This window comes from Actinomadura syzygii, from assembly GCF_008085905.1.
GTDB lineage: Bacteria > Actinomycetota > Actinomycetes > Streptosporangiales > Streptosporangiaceae > Spirillospora > Spirillospora syzygii.
This window is the reverse complement of the sequence record NZ_VSFF01000008.1, coordinates 473,506-489,296: the sequence shown is the minus strand read 5'-3', so window position 1 is coordinate 489,296 and position 15,791 is coordinate 473,506. Positions and strand designations below refer to the sequence as shown.

17 protein-coding genes are annotated in these 15,791 nt (G+C 67.5%); 13 read left to right on the top strand and 4 right to left on the bottom strand.

Going from position 1 to position 15,791, the window contains the following annotated elements:
• Positions 1-275: 275 nt before the first annotated feature.
• From FXF65_RS22745 to FXF65_RS22735, 3 genes are read left to right on the top strand one after another with little or no spacing between them, the layout of a single operon-like run.
• Positions 276-2,618 (top strand): phosphoketolase family protein, encoded by a 2,343-nt coding sequence (locus FXF65_RS22745; protein ID WP_148352004.1) that lies wholly within the window; start codon positions 276-278, stop codon positions 2,616-2,618.
• Positions 2,615-3,697, top strand: coding sequence for an acetate/propionate family kinase (locus tag FXF65_RS22740; protein ID WP_148352097.1), 1,083 nt, complete (start codon positions 2,615-2,617; stop codon positions 3,695-3,697). Before FXF65_RS22745 ends, FXF65_RS22740 begins: the two co-directional genes overlap by 4 nt.
• Positions 3,698-3,726: 29 nt before the next feature.
• Entirely contained in the window at positions 3,727-4,956 is a 1,230-nt protein-coding gene (locus tag FXF65_RS22735) for a PP2C family protein-serine/threonine phosphatase (protein WP_222868684.1), read from the top strand.
• Here the strand turns inward: FXF65_RS22735 and FXF65_RS22730 are convergent.
• Complete coding sequence (locus tag FXF65_RS22730; RefSeq protein WP_148352003.1) at positions 4,940-5,137, bottom strand: hypothetical protein; 198 nt, start codon at positions 5,135-5,137, stop codon at positions 4,940-4,942. The two genes, FXF65_RS22735 and FXF65_RS22730, sit on opposite strands and share 17 nt — an antisense overlap.
• Positions 5,138-5,265: 128 nt before the next feature.
• Positions 5,266-5,649 (bottom strand): ATP-binding protein, encoded by a 384-nt coding sequence (locus FXF65_RS22725; protein ID WP_148352002.1) that lies wholly within the window; start codon positions 5,647-5,649, stop codon positions 5,266-5,268.
• A 169-nt stretch (positions 5,650-5,818) separates the two neighbouring features.
• On the opposite strand from FXF65_RS22725, the gene FXF65_RS22720 reads away from it, so the two are divergent.
• Both FXF65_RS22720 and FXF65_RS22715 read left to right on the top strand, forming a co-directional pair.
• Entirely contained in the window at positions 5,819-6,631 is an 813-nt protein-coding gene (locus FXF65_RS22720; protein WP_148352001.1) for a helix-turn-helix domain-containing protein, read from the top strand.
• Entirely contained in the window at positions 6,622-6,807 is a 186-nt protein-coding gene (locus FXF65_RS22715) for a DUF397 domain-containing protein (RefSeq protein ID WP_148352000.1), read from the top strand. The genes FXF65_RS22720 and FXF65_RS22715 overlap by 10 nt, the downstream gene beginning before the upstream one ends.
• Positions 6,808-6,918: 111 nt before the next feature.
• Here FXF65_RS22715 and FXF65_RS22710 read toward each other — a convergent pair whose 3' ends face one another.
• Positions 6,919-8,604 (bottom strand): eCIS core domain-containing protein, encoded by a 1,686-nt coding sequence (locus FXF65_RS22710; RefSeq protein ID WP_148351999.1) that lies wholly within the window; start codon positions 8,602-8,604, stop codon positions 6,919-6,921.
• Positions 8,605-8,888: 284 nt separating this feature from the next.
• Between FXF65_RS22710 and FXF65_RS22705 the strand changes: the two genes are divergently transcribed.
• The 8 genes from FXF65_RS22705 (at position 8,889) to FXF65_RS22670 (ending at position 14,886) form a co-directional block, all read left to right on the top strand.
• Positions 8,889-9,095, top strand: coding sequence for a hypothetical protein (locus tag FXF65_RS22705; RefSeq protein WP_148351998.1), 207 nt, complete (start codon positions 8,889-8,891; stop codon positions 9,093-9,095).
• Between the two features lie 185 nt (positions 9,096-9,280).
• Positions 9,281-9,568, top strand: coding sequence for a hypothetical protein (locus FXF65_RS22700; RefSeq protein WP_222868683.1), 288 nt, complete (start codon positions 9,281-9,283; stop codon positions 9,566-9,568).
• Complete coding sequence (locus FXF65_RS22695) at positions 9,540-10,061, top strand: DUF6879 family protein (protein ID WP_148351997.1); 522 nt, start codon at positions 9,540-9,542, stop codon at positions 10,059-10,061. Before FXF65_RS22700 ends, FXF65_RS22695 begins: the two co-directional genes overlap by 29 nt.
• A 9-nt stretch (positions 10,062-10,070) precedes the next feature.
• Positions 10,071-10,931, top strand: coding sequence for a helix-turn-helix domain-containing protein (locus tag FXF65_RS22690; protein WP_148351996.1), 861 nt, complete (start codon positions 10,071-10,073; stop codon positions 10,929-10,931).
• A gap of 120 nt (positions 10,932-11,051) precedes the next feature.
• On the top strand, positions 11,052-11,588 hold the full coding sequence (locus tag FXF65_RS22685; RefSeq protein WP_148351995.1) for a hypothetical protein: 537 nt from the start codon (positions 11,052-11,054) through the stop codon (positions 11,586-11,588).
• 9 nt (positions 11,589-11,597) lie between these two features.
• Entirely contained in the window at positions 11,598-12,407 is an 810-nt protein-coding gene (locus tag FXF65_RS22680; RefSeq protein WP_148351994.1) for a phosphotransferase, read from the top strand.
• A 227-nt stretch (positions 12,408-12,634) separates the two neighbouring features.
• Positions 12,635-13,648 carry a 3,4-dihydroxyphenylacetate 2,3-dioxygenase gene (hpaD, locus tag FXF65_RS22675; protein ID WP_148351993.1) on the top strand — a complete coding sequence of 338 codons (1,014 nt, stop codon included), beginning with the start codon at positions 12,635-12,637 and terminating at the stop codon, positions 13,646-13,648.
• Positions 13,649-14,013: 365 nt separating this feature from the next.
• Positions 14,014-14,886 (top strand): SAM-dependent methyltransferase, encoded by an 873-nt coding sequence (locus tag FXF65_RS22670; protein ID WP_148351992.1) that lies wholly within the window; start codon positions 14,014-14,016, stop codon positions 14,884-14,886.
• Between the two features lie 6 nt (positions 14,887-14,892).
• Here the strand turns inward: FXF65_RS22670 and FXF65_RS22665 are convergent, their stop codons facing one another.
• Positions 14,893-15,657: a DUF899 family protein gene (locus FXF65_RS22665; RefSeq protein ID WP_148351991.1), complete on the bottom strand. Its 765-nt coding sequence runs from the start codon at positions 15,655-15,657 to the stop codon at positions 14,893-14,895.
• Positions 15,658-15,791: the final 134 nt, after the last annotated feature.

Sequence of the window (15,791 nt, the reverse complement as noted above, 5' to 3'; positions counted from 1 at the left end):
GCCGGTCGACCGCGCCCCCGGACCCGAATACCTACGCGCCGGTAAGCGGCAGGCTTCAACGCACCTAGTGAGACGCTCCCACCGGTTCGCTGGGGGGCGGGGCGGTCGCCGCGCCGCCGCTCGGCGCGGCGACCGCCCCTGTAACCGGTGACGTCCTCGACCAGGTGGGAAGTGAGCCACGGCGGCGCAAGGCGCACCCACGCCGCCGTGGCTCCGTTACTCCGGTGCCCTTCCCGGACGGTTGAGACCGCCGATCGCGGGGACGTGCCTACGTCGTGACCGACGAAGAACCGCGACGGATCGACACGTACTGGCGAGCCGCGAACTACCTCTCGGTGGGCCAGATATACCTCCTGGGCAATCCGCTGCTCCGCGAGCCGCTCACCCGCGACGACATCAAGCCGCGCCTGCTCGGCCACTGGGGCACGACCCCCGGCCTGAACTTCTGCTACGCGCACCTCAACCGGGTGATCAAGAAGCGCGACCTGGACATGATCTACGTCATGGGCCCGGGGCACGGCGGCCCGGCGGCCGTCGCGAACGCCTGGCTTGAGGGGACCTACAGCGAGGTCTATCCGGACGTGTCGTACGACGAGGCGGGCATGCGGCGCCTCTTCCGGCAGTTCTCGTTCCCCGGCGGGATCCCGAGCCATGTCGCGCCGGAGACGCCGGGCTCCATTCACGAGGGCGGCGAACTCGGATATTCGCTCGCGCACGCGTATGGCGCCGCGTTCGACAATCCGGATCTCGTCGTCGCGTGCATCGTCGGTGACGGCGAGGCCGAGACCGGGCCGCTCGCGGCGAGCTGGCATTCCGGCAAGTTCCTGGACCCGGTGAAGGACGGCGCCGTCCTGCCCATCCTGCACCTCAACGGATACAAGATCGCGAACCCGACCGTGCTGGCGCGGATTCCGGAGGAGGAACTCGTCCAGCTTCTCGACGGGTACGGGTACATGCCGTTCCTGGTGACCGGCGACGACCCCGCGTCCATGCACCACAAGATGGCCGCCGCGCTCGACCAGGCCCTCGACGAGATCGCCGAGATCCAGCAGGGCGCGCGCTCCGGGCGGACGTCGGAGCGGCGGCGCTGGCCGATGATCGTCCTGCGGAGCCCCAAGGGCTGGACGGGCCCGAAGGAGGTCGACGGCCTCCCGGTCGAGAACACGTGGCGCTCCCACCAGGTGCCGCTGTCGGGTGTCCGCGACGACCCCGCGCACCTCGCGCTGCTGGAGGAATGGCTGCGCTCGTACCGTCCGGACGAGCTGTTCGACGGCGCGGGCCGCCCGGTCGAGGAGATCCGCGCGCAGGCCCCGGTCGGCGAGCGGCGGATGAGCGCGAACCCGCACGCGAACGGCGGGCTGCTGCTGAAACCGCTGGTCCTGCCCGACTTCTGCGACTACGCCGTCCCGGTCGATGCCCCGGGCAAGGCGGTCACCGAGCCGACCCGGCAACTCGGGACGTTCCTCCGCGACGTCATCCGGGCCAATCCGTCCAATTTCCGCATCATGGGTGCGGACGAGACGGCGTCCAACCGCCTCAACGCCGTGTTCGACGCGACCGACCGCGTGTTCCAGGGCGAACTGCTCCCCACCGACGAGCACCAGGCCCCGTCCGGACAGGTGATGGAGGTGCTGAGCGAGCACCTCTGCCAAGGCTGGCTGGAGGGATATCTCCTCACCGGACGGCACGGCCTGTTCAACAGCTACGAGGCTTTTGTGCACATCGTGGACGCGATGTTCAACCAGCACGCGAAATGGCTGAAGGTCACCCGCGCGCTCCCGTGGCGACGCCCGATCGCGTCCCTCAACTACCTTCTCTCCTCGCATGTGTGGCGGCAGGACCACAACGGCTTCACTCACCAGGACCCCGGTTTCCTGGACGTCGTCATGAACAAGAAACCGGAGATCGTCCGGGTCTACCTGCCACCGGACGCCAACACCCTGCTCTCGGTCGGTGACCATTGCCTGCGCTCCCGCGACTACGTGAACGTCGTCGTCGCCGGAAAGCAGCCCGCGCTCGACTGGCTGTCAATGGACGAGGCGATCGCGCACAGCACACGCGGAATCGGCATCTGGGAATGGGCGTCCACCGATGGCGGAGCCGATCCCGACGTGGTGCTCGCGTGCGCGGGCGACATCCCGACGCTGGAGACCCTCGCCGCCGTCGACCTACTCCGTCAACTGTTCCCGGAACTGCGCGTCCGAGTGGTGAACGTCGTCGACCTCATGCGGCTCCAACCGCCCAGCCAGCACCCGCACGGAATGCCGGACCGCGACTACGACGCCCTTTTCACCACCGACAAGCCCGTCATCTTCGCCTTCCACGGCTACCCATACCTGATCCACCGGCTCACCTACCGCCGCGCCGGACACGACCACCTGCACGTCCGCGGCTACAAGGAAGAAGGAACGACCACGACTCCGTTCGACATGGTCATGCTCAACGATCTGGACCGCTTCCACCTGGTCATGGACGTCATCGACCGCGTCCCCTCCCTGGGCGGACGGGTCGCCCACATCAGGCAGCGCATGGCAGACGAACGCCTCCGCCTCCGCGCCTACACCCGCGAACACGGCCAGGACGCCCCCGAAATCCAGAACTGGACGTGGCCGCATTGAGAGTCCTCACCGTCAACCCCGGCTCCAGCAGCCTGAAGATAAGCCTGCTAGACCACGACGACTCCGTCCTCTCCGAAGACTCCGGCGCGGGACACGAAATGGCGGACCTCGCCGCCGGAATGCCGAAGCCCGACGCGATCGGCGTCCGCTTCGTGCACGGCGGCACCGACTACACCGAGCCCGTCCCGATCGACGCGGCCGTCACCGAGCGGCTGCGCGACCTCGCCGATCTGGCCCCGCTGCACCAGCCCGCGTCCCTGCACGCGCTCGCGGAGATCACCGGCGCGCTGCCCGGCGTCCCCGCCGTGGCCTGCTTCGACACCGCCTTCCACGCCACTCTCCCCGAGGCCGCCTCGACCTACGCGCTGCCCGCCGAATGGCGCGAACGGTACGGGCTGCGGCGCTACGGGTTCCACGGCCTGTCGTTCTCCTACGCGGTCCGCCGGACGGGCGAGTTGCTCGGCGTCCCGCCGCCCTCGCTGCGGATGGTGGTGTGCCATCTCGGCTCGGGCGCGTCCCTGTGCGCGGTCGCCGAAGGACGCTCGATCGACACGACCATGGGCTTCACGCCGCTGGAGGGGCTGGTCATGGCGTCCCGGGCGGGCAGCATCGACCCGGGCATCCCGCTGTGGCTGATCAAGCACGGGCTCTCCGCGCAGGACGTCAACTCGGCACTGGAAAGCGAATCGGGGCTACGCGGCCTCACCGGGACGGGCGACATGCGCCGGATCCGTTCCCTGGCCGAGCAGCGCGACATCACCGCCCTCGCCGCCCTGGACGTCTACCACCATCGTCTGCGCGCCTGCGCCGCCGCCATGACGGCGTCCCTGGGCGGCCTGGACGCGCTCGTCTTCACGGGCGGAGTCGGGGAGCACGACGCGGCCGTCCGCATGCGCCTGGCGGGTGACCTGGCCTTTCTCGGTGTCGGCGTCGACCCGGACCGCAACGCGGCCGCGGACGGCGACACCGACCTCACCCACGCGGGCGCCACCGTCCGCACGCTGGTGATCACGGCTCGCGAAGACCTGGAGATTGCCAACGGAGTGCGCCGGTGTTGCGACCATTACAAACTGTACTAAGCAGACACTTTCCGACATACAGTTTCCCGGTGGAGCAGACGACCGAGCCCGAGGACGCCGTCGCCGACCGGCTGGCGGACATCCGGGCCATCACCGACCGGGCATTCGCCCACATGGACATCGACGAGTTCCTCGATGCCCTGCTTGAGCGCGTCCGCCAGTCGCTGGGCGCGGACACCGCCGTCGTGCTGCTTCTCGACCGGCAGAAGCGGTTCCTCGTGGCGGCGGCCGCCAAGGGGATAGAGGAAGAGGTCATCCAGGCCGCGCACGTCCCGCTGGGATACGGCTTCGCCGGGCGCGTCGCCGTCGAGCGGCAGCCCATCGTCATCCACGACGTGCGCAAGGCCAACGTCTTCAACCCGCTGCTGGTGCAGCGCGGCCTGCACTCGCTCCTCGGCGTCCCGCTGATCTGCGAGGGGACGCTCGTCGGCGTCATGCACGTCGGGACGGTGACCCCGCGCAGGTTCCGCCCCGAGGACGTCGAGCTCCTGCAGCACGCCGCCACGCCCGCCGCGATGGCGGTGCAGGTCATGCTCGGCCGGGCGGAGCGGGCCGGAGCCATGGAGCTCCAGCGCAGCCTGGTCCCGGCCGCCCTGCCGGAGATCCCCGGGATGGAGCTGAGCGCCCGCTACCGTCCGGGCAAGGAGACCGTGGGCGGCGACTGGTACGACGTGTTCACCCTGCCGTCCGGCGAGATCGGCGTCGTGATGGGGGACGTGGCGGGGCACGGCCTCCCCTCCGCCGTGGTCATGGGCCGGATGCGCAGCGCGCTCCGCGCCTACGCCCTGGACACGACCGACCCCGCCGAGGTCCTGCGCAAGCTCAACCGCAAGATGCTCCACTTCGAGCCGGACGCGACGGCGACCGTGCTGTACGCGGTCTTCGAGCCCGGCATCGAGCGGGTGCGGGTGTCCTCGGCCGGGCACTGCCCCCCGGTGCTCGCCGTACCGGGGTCCCCGGCGCGCTGCCTTCCCGCGGAGACCGACGTCCTGATCGGCCTGGAGGAGGTGCTCCCCCGCCGGACCACCACCATCGAACTCCCACCGGGCGCGCTCATGTGCTTCTACACCGACGGCCTGGTGGAACGGCGCGGAGAGTCCCTGGACGTGGGCATCACCCGGCTGCGCAAGGCGGTGTACGCGGGCCCGCCGGAGCAGGTCGGCGCGGCGGTGATGTCGTCCCTCATCGGCCGCGACCTGGCCGAGGACGACGTGGCCGTCCTCCTCCTGCGCCGGGCCGAGGCTACGGAGACCGGTTGAACGCGCGGTCGCGCAGGAGGTCGTCCAGGAAGTCGGCCACCTGCGCGACCGCGTGGCACGGATACTCGATCGAGTACAGGATCTGGTAGACCCACCGCCCGTCCTCCCGATTCGCCGTGACGCTCAACGCGGTGCCCTCGTGTCCCTTGGCGAAGACCCACAGCGTCGGGGGCCACTCCACGTAAATCTTCAGATGAGCCCATCCGCGATCGCTCATCTGGGACGCCAGTACGTCCAGATGGTGTTCCGCTGTGGTGTGGCCGTGCCGGATACGCCACCACCACACCACACCGGGCCAACGCGCCACCTTCATCCGCCGAGCCGCGCCCACGTCACCTTCCCGCCATCGGCCAGTGGCCGGACACCCCACTCCTGGACGAGCACACCCAACATCAGGAGCCCGCGACCCGATTCCGCAGTGTCGTCCCAAGCTTGGACGACCGGAAGCACAGCGGAACGGTCTTCGACCTCCACCCGGAGACCCTCCTCCAAGAGAAGTCGTACGGAAACACGTTTCGTGTCGGTGTGCTTATGGACGTTCGTCACCAATTCGGTGACGACGGTACGCGCGACGTAGTCGTCCCCTAGGCAACGCCTCTGATACAGAGCGGACACCCATTTCCGTGCAACTTCTGGCGCGCGCGCGGAAGATTCGATTGAGATCACCCCCAACACCATCCCGGTTTCGATCATGGAAACCTCCGAATTTTTTTTGGTTCGAGAATCCGGTGGCAGAAATGATGCATCCTGTGTAACGCTGTGCAATGAGAAAGCCACGATGCGTGTCCATGCGTGACACGGCCGTGGCCACTGCCGCCCATGACCGGCCATCGCCGGTCATTCGAGCCCAAGGGAGAGAGCGATGGGACAACGGCCGAACGACCTGCGCCCCTGGGAGTCGCCGAACGCGCTATTCGGCTCCGAATTGCGCCGATACCGGGAGGCGGCGGGCCTGAGCCTCGCCGCCCTGTGCGAGATGATCCGCGACCAGGCGCCCTACGCGAAGAGCACGATCGGCGGCATAGAGCGCGGCGAGACGCGCCCCGACCGCATCCTGGCCATCCAGGCCGACCGCGTCCTCGACACCCGCGAGGCCCTCGTCCACCTCTGGGACGGCCTCTACAAGGGCACCAACGTGGTCCCGGCCTGGTTCACCGACTGGGCCATCCAGGAGCCGGAGTTCAACGCCATCCGGAGTTACCAACCGCTGGTCATCCCGGGACTCCTCCAGACCCCGGCTTACGCCGCCCACCTGCTTGACAACGACGAAGCCGCCGTCGAGGCGCGCATCGCGCGGCAGGACGTCCTCACCCGTGACACCCCGCCAGACCTCATGTACGTGATGGATGAGAGCGTGCTCCACCGCGGCACCGGGAGCCCCGATTTGATGCAGGAGCAACTCCAGCGCCTCATAACGGCCTCCTCCCGTCGCGTCCGTATCCAGGTAGTCCCGCTCTGCCTGCACGAAGGCACTAGGGGAGCCTTCGCCATCGGAACGCTGCCGGATGGAAGCGAGGTAGGGTACAAAGACAACGCGATCTCGGGCGACACAACGACCGATCGCCTCGAAGTCACCCGGCTGACCAAACTGTTCACGTCGATTCAGTCCGCTGCGTACCCTGTGAGCCAATCCCTCGAACTCATAGCGAAGGTGACGACAGAAAAATGGACCTGAGCACCCCCACTTGGCGTAAGTCCAGCCACAGCTCCGGAAACGGCGGCGACTGCGTCGAGGTCGCCCGCATCAACGACACCGTCGCCATCCGAGACAGCAAGGACCCCGAGGGGCCCAAGCTCCTCCTCCCCCTTCCCGCCCTCGCCTCCCTCACCCGCCACATTAAGAACGCCTGACCCTCGCCGACGCCCCCCGTCTGCCTTTCCAGCTGAGAATTCGAACCCGCCTCCGTCCCTGGAAAACGGAGGCGGGTCCGCTGCGCGGCGGCGGTCCGCGCAGGCCAGTGGTCAGTGTTCGAGGACGATGGTCAGGACGGCTCCTCTGAATTGCCCGGACGCGAACCAGCCGCGGTGCCAGCTTTGCAGCGGGGTCGCGGCGCCGTACATCCGGAAATACCAGAGCGGGTCTCCGGAGTCGAGCGTGTCGCGGAGCTCGCCACGGGCGTAGTTCTCCATGGTGATGTAGTCCGTACCGCTTTTCGCGACGACTCCACCGAAGTGGTATTCGAATCCTTCCCATTTGCGCGCTCGCTCAGCCTCCTGCTCGGCGTCGCCATATCCGATCGTGCTGATGGACTGGCCGGGGTCGGGCGCGGGTGCGAACTCGTTGAATCCCAGGCGCCTGAGCGTGTTCTCCACCTGTTCGGGGTTGTCGCGCATCAGGTCCTGGAAGGCGCGGCTCATCGCCTGGCTGAGCTGGTCGTATGCGGCCCTGTTGTTCTGGTTCATGGCCGCCGTGATGCCGTCCTCGAAATTGTTGCCGGGGGCCAGCTCGTCGACCAGACTGCCAAGGATCTTGAAGTATCGGGTCGTGCCCATGGTGATGTTGTGGCTGCCGGTGACGAACTGCGCCATGGCGTTGCATCGCTGCGGTGTGCGCGCGTCGAGGCCCTTGGCCCTCGCGCCGCCGGTCCCGGGCACCTGGACATCGGGCATGACCTCGAACAGGCGCCTCTCCCGTCCGCCGCCCTCGATCCTGAGGTACTTTCCGGTCTTGGTCAGGCGCACTCTTCCCGCGCTTTCCGCAAGGAGATCGTTGGATTCCTTGATCTTGGCCTCGGTGGCGAAGAAATGTTTGGGCTCGGCCCCGTCGACGGGGTCGTGCGTCGCCAGATCGAAGTTGTCGGAGATGGCCAAGGAGACCGCGCCCTCATAAAGCAGGTGGGGTTCGGGTGGATCCGTGCTGTCGTAGTAGCTGTCGTTGGCATTGACGCCCTGCCGGATGAAGAACTCCTCGTCCCCTGACCGGTCCTCGCTGGAGCCGAACTTCCGCTTGCGCCATTTGCTCGGATAGTCGGCGGCCCCCGGCTCGACGACGTGATAGCGCTGGACGCTGGCCGTGTACGCGGCCGCCTTTCGAGCGATGGTCGCCTCCCCGCCCGCAGACGTCTCGGCGGCCGGACCGTGGCCGCCCATGACGCGTGCCGCGTTGAGTTCGGCTTCCCGCTCGAACCGGTCGGAGGGGTCGGAGAGTCTCAGCCCGTCGCCATTGTCCGTACCCGCCACGGGGCCGCGTCGCTGCTGGATGACATGGGTGAGTTCGTGGGCGAGGGTGTGCTTGTCAACGCCTCCCTTGCCGATGACCACGTCGTTTCCCGAGGTGTAGGCGCTGGCTCCGATCTCCGCCGCCGACCGCTCAGCGGCCGCGCCGGTGTGCAAACGGACATCACCGAAGTCCGCCCCCATGCGCGACTCCATCTCCGCACGCAGCGGCTCGTCCAGCGGCCTGCCGGGAGTGCGCAGAACCGCGTCCACCTGCGACCGCTGGACGGTCTGCCCAGCGCCAGGCCCGTGGCCATGCCGCGCGGACTGGATCATCCGGGTCACCGCGGTGTTCCCGGCCAATCCCTGCAATTCCGTGATTCCATGAAAGGAAGGGTTCGCCGGACCGGAAGCCTCGCCGTTCTTGGAGCGTGAGGGAACTCTTGTGCTCCGGTCGGCGCGCCGCTCATCAGGCTTCCGGGCATGCTGCATGCGGTCGTCTCCCCTAGGTGGACGCGTCCTGTTTCGGAGTCTGCCCGTCGCGAGAAACGCCGATCAAGGGACACGACCCGAGATCGCGAGATGTGCCCCTTTTCCTGTCCCTCCGGTCCCCCGCGGTTGCCCTAACGTCCCCCCTGCCCTGGGAAGGGGCTTATCACGACCTGGTTAGGTCGGGCGACGCGCTCCAACCTCTACTTTTGGGTTCACCACCGATCGCGCCTCGGCCGCCTGTCAGCGGGGGACGGCAGCCGAGAGGGAGAGGTGGTGATTGGCAAGTGAAGTATCTGTTCATCGTGGTCGCGACCCTGATGAGCACGATCGTCGCTCTCGTCGCGGCGCTGCTCAAGAGAGCGGACGGCGCTTCGGTCTCAGCGACGATCTTGTTCGGCGGCGCGGCATTCGGCGGAACGCTCGTCCTGGTTCTGTCGGTGCTGAGCCTGCTCGGAGCATTCGACCCCCGAGCAGCCGAACAAAAGAAGTAAGCCCGCCCCCACCCTCCCCGGGTGGGGGCCCACGGGCCAACACCCCCCGCCACCGCGGCTTCCCGCCCTGCTTCGTCATGGAGCGCCTCCCGTGATGTTGGTTCGGCGTCCGTGAGCCGGAATAGTCGCGAAGGCGACTTGACCGGCTCCTGAATCGGAGCGAACCTCGCCCCTGAGGCGCAACGATGCGTAACACGAGGCAGGAGGTCTCGATGACTGGTTTACGGTTGGTCGCTATCGACCCGGGCACCGATGGCGGGCACTGTCCCGCGCTGCTTGTGGACGACGCCACCGGCGACCTGCTGTTCCAAGGACCACAGGTGACGTCCGAGAGCGAGCTGGCGGAGGTCAACGGGCAGAGCCCCATTGGTCCCGGCGAGATCGTAGGACGTATCCCGGCACGGATGCGGGGCGTCCTGTTGAAGGCACTGACGGAGGAGGCCGATGCGGACACTGGAACTGAGAGGCTTTGACGAGCTGATCAGCGGATGTACGGCGCAGGCACTTCACCTGGAGATGCGCGATGCTTACGTGCCTTCCGATCCGTCCTTCCGCGCATTCACCGGCAAGGGCCCGGCCTTCGACCGCACACAGCGGGAGAACGATTGGCACGCCCTCATCGCTCCGGCCGTGGCCAGGGGCGTATCGGTCCGCCGAGCCCGCGTCGTTTCCGAGCCCGTGACGCCGTACATCAGGTTCGAGCATGCCGTCACCGAGTCGATGAACCTGGCCGCCGGCGAGCAGGTACGTTGGCTCCCCCGCCGCCAAGCTTCGGACCTGGCACTTCCCGGTAACGACTTCTGGTTGTTCGACGACCGCCTCATCCGCTTCCACCACTTTGCCGGCGATGGTGAACACATCGTGGACGAGCTGACCGACGATCCGGCGGCGATCAAGCTGTGCGCCACGTCCTTCGAGGCCGTCTGGGATCGGGCCGTCGACCACCGGGAGTACCGGATCGGCTAGACCGCTGCCATGCCCTCGTCACCTTCTCCATCGTCCAGCGTCCAGGCCGCCCGCCGGGCTCTCGCTGATCGCCTCCGTGAACTTCGCCTGGCCGCAGAGTTGTCCGGAACAGACCTCGCCGTCGCAGCCGGTTGGCACAAGAGCAAGGTCAGCCGCATTGAGAAGGCTGTTCAGCCGGTCACTCAAGCCGACATTCGGACATGGTGCGAAGCTTGCAGGACTGAGGACCAGATAGACGACCTCGTTGCGTCGTTGCGTGCCGCTGAGGGCGGCTATGTGGAGTGGCGGCGGCTGGAGCCGACAGGGCTCCGCAAACTCCAACAGTCGTACGTTCCGCTCTACGAGCGGACCCGTTGGATGCGGGTCTACCAACCTCACGTGATCCCGGGCCTGTTCCAAACGGACGAGTACGCACGAGCCCTACTCGAAGCCATCACAAGCTTTCGTAACATCCCGAACGACGTTGAGGCCGCGGTCAAAGCCCGGCTTGCCCGACGACGTGTGCTGACGACTGGCGGACATACATTCGTGTTCTTGATCGAGCAGTGCGTTCTCGATTATCAAATCGGTGGACCTTCAGTCCTGGCGGGCCAACTCCGCCACCTGCTCAGTGACATGTCTCTGCCCTCGGTGTCCGTGGGCGTCATTCCCTCCGACGCCGCCCGTCCGATGTGGCCGGTCGAGGGGTTCACGGTCTACGACACGACGCAGGTTCACGTTGAGTTGCTCACCGCGAACGTCACTGTCACCGCGCCAAGCGAGCTGGTCACCTACTTCAGGGCTTTCGATGATCTGTCTGCCCTTGCCGTCTACGGACCTGGGGCCCGTGAGCTGATCAACGATTCTCTGAGGAGGCTCGAAGCGGACTAGCGCGACTCGGGCGCAACAAAGCGCAACTTCGTGGACCGCTGCCCTCACAACAGGTCACCGTCGTGTGACACGGAGCTTTGCTCTTCACCACGCAGTGGGCCACACCCCGAGGAGGAGTCGATGACGGTCACGATCGAACGGGTCGAGCAGATCGGCCGGAACCCGCGTGAGCTGGTTCCGCCGTGGGCGTACGAGTTACTGGTGAAGGACTTCCGCAAGAAGCACCACAGCTCGCACCCCTACACCGAGCGAGTGATCGGCCAGAATCTCGTCTTCCTGAAGGCCGCAGGAAAGATCCGGCGCGAGTCGCGGCGTGACCCGCGCGCGTACGTCAGGATCGTCCCGACCCGGCCCGTGGACGAGGCGTGGCACGAGGCGCTCCAGCGCACCGAGGTGTACCTTCCGATGAGTCTCGCGTTCGCGGACTCGATGATCCACCACCGGCCCGTGATGGACGATGACATCCGGTCCGGGGCTGCGCTCGCCCGCACGATCCCCTACCTCAAGGCCACCGGCATGTACGTCGACCCCGAGTTCTGGGACGACGAGTCCGGATCCTCCTGCTGCCCGCCTGAGTGCAACGACCAGAGCGGCCGTGGGTTGCTCGGGAGTTGGGGAGACCTGATCCCCGACAGAGCGCTGACCATCCAGTTCTGAAGGAGCCTCATGCGGAGCGACTGGACGGACCTGCCCCAAGAGCTGCGGATCGAGATCGAAACCCAGACAGGCCCGATCAGCTCCATCGATCCGGCCCCGACGGGCAACCACGCGGACATCGCCTCTACCCTGCACAGTCCGGAGGGCCTCACCTTTGTCAAGGCGGCCCGGAAACTGGCGGACAGGGACGGTCCCGAAGTCATGTCGCTGCGCCGTGAGGCGGCCGTCAATCCGCACGTGTCCGGATTCGCTCCCCGGCTTCGATGGCAGGCCGAGGCCAGGGAGTGGGTCGTCCTCGGATTCGAGCACGTAAGCGGCCGACGCGCCGACTTCACACCGGGATCTCCGGACTTGACCGTCCTCGCCAAGACCATCCAAGCGATCCAGACCACTCCATGCCCCGACGTGGTCCGGATGATGGTCGAACGGCGCTGGCAGTCGGCCGCCGTAGACGTCTCCCGCCTGGCCGGCACCGCGCTACTCCACACCGACCTCAACGAGGAAAATTTGATCATCACGCCTGAGGGGCGTGCCTACGTGGTCGACTGGGCGTTCGTTTCCCGTGGCCAGGCATGGATCGAACTCGGCCTCCTGATCCCTTGGTTGCTCAAGGCAGGCCACAGCCCACGAGAAGCAGGCGAGTGGGTCTCTCAGTTCGATTCGTGGAACGACGCGGAGCCATCCCACGTCGACTTGTTCTCCGAGATCTTCGCCGAGAAGTGGCGGGGCCACAGCGAGACCAACTCCGCCGCCTGGGTCGCCGAACACGCAGCGCTCACCAAGCAGTGGGCGACCTACCGGCTGAGAAACCGAAAGTGACCGACTGGACCTTCGTCCTGCCATGAACCCGGTGCCGACGACTGCGAACCCTGATCATCACCGCCCACCTGGCTCGAAGTAGGTCGTTTGGGACCAAAGGATTTGGGTCGAGGGACGAAGGTCCCTACTTGGCGCAGGTCAGTGGGCCGACCATCGTGTTACGGCGCTCCGTGACGAGGCGGACGCGCGGCGGCGAACGCCCTTCGCTTCTGTGTGCAGGAGGAATCATGAGTGCAGCCCCCGATGTCGTCCGGTCCGCCTACGTGCAGCTCGCCGTCACCGATCTGGCCGCGTCGCGCTGGTTCTGGGTCGACATGCTCGGCATGCACGTCCAGCACGAGGACGAGGACGCGCTCTACCTGCGCGGCTCCGATGAGCTGACCCATCACTCCGTCGTGCTGCGCGCCGCGCCCGTGGCGGCGCTCGACCACCTCGCCTACCGGGTCCGCACTCCCGAGGACGTCGACCGGGCAGAACGGTTCTTCACCGAGTTGGAGTGTCCCGTCCGCCGTGTTCCGGCGGGGACCGGGACGCGCGGCGTCGGGGACGCCGTCCGCGTCGTCGACCCGCTCGGCGTCCCCGTCGAGTTCTTCCACGACATCGCCCGCGGCGAGCGCCTCATCCAGCGCTACGACCTGCACCGAGGCGCCCAGATCGCGCGGCTGGACCACTACAACATCTGCACCCCCGACATCCCCGCCGCCTACGAGTACTACAAGTCGCTCGGGTTCGGCTGCTCGGAGACCATCGAGGGCGACGAGCACGAGCTGTACGCGGCGTGGATGTTCCGCAAGCCGACCGTCCACGACGTCGCGCTGACCCACGGCCCCGGCCCCTACCTGCACCACATCGGGATGGCGACGCACGAGTCCCACCAGGTGCTGCACACCGCCGACGTCTTCGGGGCGCTCGGCAAGGAGCACCACATCGAGCGCGGGCCAGGACGACACGGTGTCTCCAACGCCTTCTACGTGTACCTGCGCGACCCCGACGGGCACCGGGTGGAGGTCTACACGTCCGACTACTTCACCGGCGACCCCGACTACGAGACGCACCGGTGGAACGTCAACGACGACCGCCGCCGCGACTTCTGGGGCAACGCCGTCATCACGTCCTGGTACAAGGAGGCCAGCCCCGTCCACGACCTGGACGGCCACCTCCAGCCGATCGCCGAGGGGAACCTGGACGAGTCCTCCATCAAGGTCGGCGCCGACGGCCTCGGCATCGTCAAGCCTTCCTGACCAGAAGGCCGAGACCCCGCGCGTATCCCGTCGAGTGCGTCGTGTCATGGGTGATGGCTCGGATTCGCCAGAAGGGCCGCGCGTTACAGGCCGGAACGCGCCAATGTCGAGGGGAGGTGATCTTCGGGCGTCTGGGCGGGTGCCGGCGTGTGGCTTGAGGGGGCGCGGCTGGATCGGTCCGCGGGGCCGGGAGGCGTGCCGCCTTGCTGGTCATCGCGTTGCGGGACGGTCTGGTGCCGCGGTCGAGCGTCGGACCGATCCACGGTCGGGCCGCGCAACCTGGCCATCCATGATCGTTTTTGTCGGGTTTCCACCGGGAAACGCGCTATGGGCCGCTAGCCTGGAATGCTGGATAATCCGCTTGTATGGACGCTCAGGAGTACGCCGTGGCAGCAGCCGAGGACATCCCCACCGAGATTCACCACGACGTGCCCACGGCCGCCCGCATCTACGGCTGGGCCCTTGGCGGCAAGGACCACTACGAGGCCGACCGGCACTTCATGTTGCAGAACCTGCCGGAGTTCCCCGAGTTCATCGACCTGGCCAGGCAGAACCGGTTGTTCCTTTACCGGGCCGTCCGGTACTTGGCGCAGGAGGCCGGGATTCGGCAGTTCCTCGACATGGGCTGCGGGTTGCCGACCAATGACAACGTGCACCAGGTCGCGCGGAGGTTCGCGTCCGATACACGCGTCGTCTATGTCGACATCGACCCGATCGTGCTCGTGCACGCCCGCGCGCTGCTGGCCGACGACGACTCCACCGCCGTGATCACCGCCGACATGTGCGACCAGGAGACGATCCTCGCGCACCCGGACGTGGAACGTCTCATCGACTTCGACGAGCCGCTCGCCGTCCTGTTCCTGTCGGTCGGCCACCACCTGCTCGACGAGGACGACCCGGGCCGCATCCTGAGCACCGTCATCGACCGCGCCGTCCCCGGCAGCCACCTGGCGTTCACGCAGATCGTCTGCTCCGACGCCGAGCGCGCCGCCGACATCGACGCCCGCTCCAACGGCGCCGGTCTCCGCTGGCGGACCCGCGACCGCGCCGAGACCGACGCCCTCCTCCCGGCGGGCCTGGAGCCCGTCGAGCCCGGCCTGGTCGACGTTGTGAACTGGCGCCCCGACCTGGAGCAGCCGCGCCTCGCGCCCGTCCCCTCCGAGCTGAAGCGCTACGCGGGCGCCTCGAAACTGGGCCGCGACCTCACCGAATACGGCGGCGTCCTCCGCAAGCCGTAGCGCGCGTCAGTGGGGGTCGGCTTTCCGGCCCAGGGTCTCCACGGGCGTCGCGCCGGGGCGGCTCCATTGCGGGACGGGACGGCTCGTCGGGCCGTTGGTCGGGTTCCCATCCGCGTCGGAGCGCCAGTACCAGCACGCGTGACCGCCCTCGGGCCAGCCTTCGGGGACGTCCTCCCACGCCTCGCCGCGCCCGTAGGGCGTCAGGTCGAGCAGGCCGAGGGAGGGGTTCACCCGCTCGTTTCCGCGTCCGGTCGTGGAATAGGTGAGGAAAGTGCGGTCGCCGTCGCGCAGATAGGCGGTGATGTATCCCATCGGCCCGCCTGCCGGGCCGTTTATTCCGCGCACCGAATACCAGGGCTCGGTGTAGCCCATGAATTCGAGGTACGGGGCCACTTCGTCCCATGGGCCCGTGGTCAGGACGGAGTACGAGACGCCGCGTGCGTTGAGGTAGACGGCGTCCTTGATAGACCAGGCCGTGGTGGTGCAGCCTTCGCATTGGCCTTGGTGGGGCGCTCCGTCCCACCACATGTGCTTGTAGACCACCAATTCGTCGCGGCCCTGGAACAGGTCGAGGAATGGGACGGGACCGTCCGCGCCGACGACTTCGACCGTCCCGTCGAACTCGACCATCGGGAGGCGGCGGCGGGCTGCGGCGATGGCGTCGCCCTCGCGCGTGTGGGCCTTCTCGCGGACGAGCAGTTCGTCACGCGCGGCCTGCCAGGTGGCCAGGTCGACGATGGGCGGGCGGCCGGGCTCCGGGGTGTTCGGCATGGCGTCCTCCGTGGTGTCTCCAGCGGTCATGGAAACAGACCCGCCCTCCGCGCGGAACTCATCGCGGCGAACGGGGTTAGGGTCGGGCGCGTGGCGGGGAACGTGTGTCGGACGTGCGGGAAGAGTCTTGCGGC